This is a genomic window from Streptomyces sp. NPDC050619 (genome assembly GCF_040654815.1).
Classification (GTDB): domain Bacteria; phylum Actinomycetota; class Actinomycetes; order Streptomycetales; family Streptomycetaceae; genus Streptomyces.
Genome location: NZ_JBFAIR010000105.1, coordinates 1 through 3652 on the forward strand (window position 1 = coordinate 1; position 3652 = coordinate 3652).

General features: G+C 74.5%; 1 protein-coding gene. It reads left to right on the plus strand.

Annotated elements, in window-relative coordinates:
- Positions 1 to 14: 14 nt before the first annotated feature.
- The coding region (locus AB0I77_RS53175; RefSeq protein ID WP_363290269.1) for an SDR family NAD(P)-dependent oxidoreductase at positions 15 to 3652 on the plus strand (3638 nt) is incomplete at its 3' end.

The window sequence follows — 3652 nt, forward strand, 5'->3', positions numbered from 1 at the left end:
CGAGGCGGGCGGGTGTGTCGGCGTTCGGGATCAGTGGCACCAATGCCCACGTCATCCTCGAAGAAGCCCCGGAAATCCTTGAAGAAGCCCCCGAATCGCAGCGGCCCGAACAGTCCGGGACCGGCACCCCGCTCCCGCTCACACCCTGGCTGTTGGCCGGACGCGACGCCGACAGCCTTCGCGCGCAGGCCGAGCGCCTCGCCGCGCACCTCCCCGCGAACCCGGCGTCTCCGGCCGACCTCGGCTACTCGCTGGCCACCACCCGCGCCCTCCTGACCCACCGTGCCGTCGTCCTCGGACCCGGCCTCGACGAACTGAGCACCGGCGTCCGGGCCCTCGCCGACGGTGACCGGCATCCGGCTGTGGTCACCGGACATGTGCTCAAGGGACGTACGGCATGGATGTTCACGGGGCAGGGCAGCCAGCGGCCTGGCATGGGACGCGAACTCCACGATCTCTTCCCGGAGTTCCGTCGGGCCCTGGACGAGGTCTGCGACCTCCTGGACGCCGAACTCGGCGCCGAAGACCCCGGTCACCTTCCACTGCGCGAGCTCATGTCCACCGGTGAACCGGAGACCCTGGCCCGCACCGGTTACGCCCAGCCCGCCCTCTTCGCCCTGCAAGTGGCCCTCGTGGCTCTCCTGCGGTCCTGGGGCATGCGACCTGACTGCGTACTCGGCCACTCGGTGGGCGAGTACGCGGCCGCGTACGCCGCCGGGGTCTTCGAGCTGCCGGATGCGGTGCGGCTGGTGGCGGCGCGGGCCCGGCTGATGCAGGCCCTGCCCGAGGGTGGCGCGATGGCCGCGATCGAGGCCACCGAGGACGAGATCGCCGGGGCACTGGGCGCGGACGTGGCGCTGGCCGCCGTGAACGGGCCGCAGGCCGTGGTGGTGTCGGGCGCCGAGGGCGCCGTCGATGCCGTGGTCGCCGACTTCCGGGAGCGCGGGCGCCGCGCGGGCCGGCTACGGGTCAGCCACGCCTTCCACTCATCACTGATGGACCCGATGCTCGCCGAGTTCACCACCGTGGCGGCCGGTGTCGCCTACCGCACGCCGACCGTGCCCGCCGTCAGCACCCTGACCGGTGAGGCCCTGCGCGAGGGCGACTGGACCACTCCCACGTACTGGATCGAACAGGTCCGCCGGCCCGTACGCTTCCACGACGCGCTCACCACCGCCACCGCCGGCCAAGGGGCCGGCCGGCTCCTGGAGATCGGCCCCGACCCCGTCCTCACCGCGCTCGCCCGGGAGGCCGGGCACGCCGCCGCGGCCACCCTGCGCACCGGGCAGCCCGACCCGCAGGCCGTCCTGACCGCCGTCGCCGAGATGTACGTCCGTGGCGGCGACGTCCGTTGGGCCGCCCTCTTCGAGGGCACGGGCGCGCGGCGGGTGGAGCTGCCGACCTACGCGTTCCATCGCGAGCGGTACTGGCTGCCCGACCACGCCGTCGCGGAGCGCGGCGCGGAAAGTGGACCCGACAGGGTCGAAGCACGCTTCTGGGATCTCGTGGAGCGCGGCGAGATCGACGCGCTCGCCGAGCGGCTGGGCGTGGCCGGGGACGAAGCCCTGGACACCCTCGTCCCCGCGCTGTCCGCCTGGCGCCGGGAAGGCCGTCGGGACCTGGAGCAAGCGGCCCGCCGCTACCGTGTCCGCTGGCGGCCCGCCCGCCTCGCCGCCGACACCGCCGTGCTCCCGGGCCGCTGGCTCGTGGCCACGTCCGACCCGGCCGGAGAGGACATCGCGGCGGCCCTGCGCCGGGCCGGTGCCGAGGTCGACCAGCTCACCGTCGACGCCACCGACACCCGCACCGACCTCGCGGACCGCATCCGCGCCACCGGCCACGAGCCCACCCACGTCCTGGCACTGCTGCCGTCACCGGGTGCCGTACTGGCCCTGTGGCAGGCGCTGTCCGACGCCGCCCCGGCCGCCCGCCTGTGGTGCGCCACGAGGTCCGCGCAGTCGGTCGGCGCCGGTGACAGCCCGTCCCGGCCCGACGAGGCGGCCGTATGGGGCCTGGGACGCACACTCGCCCTCGAACAGCCCGACCGCTGGGGCGGCCTCGTCGACCTGCCCGCGCAACCGGGCCCCGACGAGCCGCGGCGCCTCGCACGGCTGCTGGCCGCACCCGGCGACGAGGACCAGCTCGCCCTGCGCCCCACCGGGATCCTCGCCGCACGCCTCGTACGCGACACCGGCCCGGGCGGACAACCCGCCGCCCCGGACGCACCACCGCAGGGCGCCCGCTTCCACGGCACGGCCCTCGTCACCGGAGGCACCGGCGCGCTCGGCCGGCACATCGGCCACTGGCTCGTCGACCAGGGCGCCGAGCACCTCGTCCTGGTCTCCCGGCGGGGCGCCGACGCCCCCGGCGCCCAGGAACTGCGCGACGAGCTGACCGGACGCGGCGCCCAAGTCACCCTCGCCGCCTGCGACGTGGCGGGCCGCACCGCCCTCGCCGGTCTGCTGGACGCCCACCTCCCGACCGTCGTCGTCCACGCGGCGGGCCTCCTCGACGACGGCCTCGCCGCCGACCTCACCCCCGAACGACTGGCACGCGTCCTCGCCGCGAAGGCCGATGCCGCGCAGCACCTGCACGAACTGACCGCCGAGCGTCCCCTCGACGCCTTCGTGCTGTTCTCCTCCACGGCCGGCGTCACCGGCAACGCCGGCCAGGCCGCCTACGCCGCCGCCAACGCCCGCCTCGACGCGCTGGCCCAGCACCGCCGCGCCCTCGGTCTGCCGGCCACGTCCGTGGCGTGGGGCCCCTGGGCGGGCGACGGCATGGCGGCCGACCCCGTCGTCACCACGCACCTGGCCCGGCTCGGCATCCGCCCCCTCACCCCCGAAACCGCCGTCGACGCGCTCCGGCGCGTCCTCGATGACGACCGCACCTGTGTCACCGTCCTCGACGCCGACTGGGCCCGCTTCGCCGAGACCACCGCCTACGCCCGCCACGGCTCACTCCTGCGCGAACTCACGGCACCCGCACAGCAGGAGGCCCGAGCCGACGGCACCGAACGACCCGCGGCAGGCGGCGGCGAACTCGCGACGGCCCTGCACGGCCGCCCGCCCGCCGAACGGGAACGCCTCGTCCTCGCCCACGTACGGTCCACCGTCGCCGAGGTCCTCGGGCACAGCTCCGCCGCCTCGGTCGCCGCCGACCGCCCCTTCAGCGACCTGGGCTTCGACTCCCTCACCTCGGTGGAACTGCGCAACCGCCTCGGCTCCGCGACCGGGCTGCGCCTGCCCGCAACCCTCGTCTACGACCACCCCACCCCGGCCGCCCTCGCGGCCCACATCCGCGCCGAGCTCCCCGGCGACGACACCCACGCCGAGGACCACGAAGCGAACTCGGGCTCCGACAGGGGCAACGCCGTCGACGACGACGCCGTCGCGATCGTGGGGATGGCGTGCCGTTTCCCGGGTGGTGTGTCGTCGCCGGAGGAGTTGTGGGAGATGCTCGCGGCGGGCCGTGATGGTGTGACCTCGTTTCCTGAGGACCGTGGCTGGGATGTCGGGCGTCTTTATCATCCCGATCCTGAGCATTCCGGGACTTCGTATGTGAATGCGGGTGGGTTTCTTTCTGGTGTTGCTGATTTCGATGCGGAGTTGTTCGGTATTTCGCCGCGTGAGGCGTTGGCGATGGATCCGCA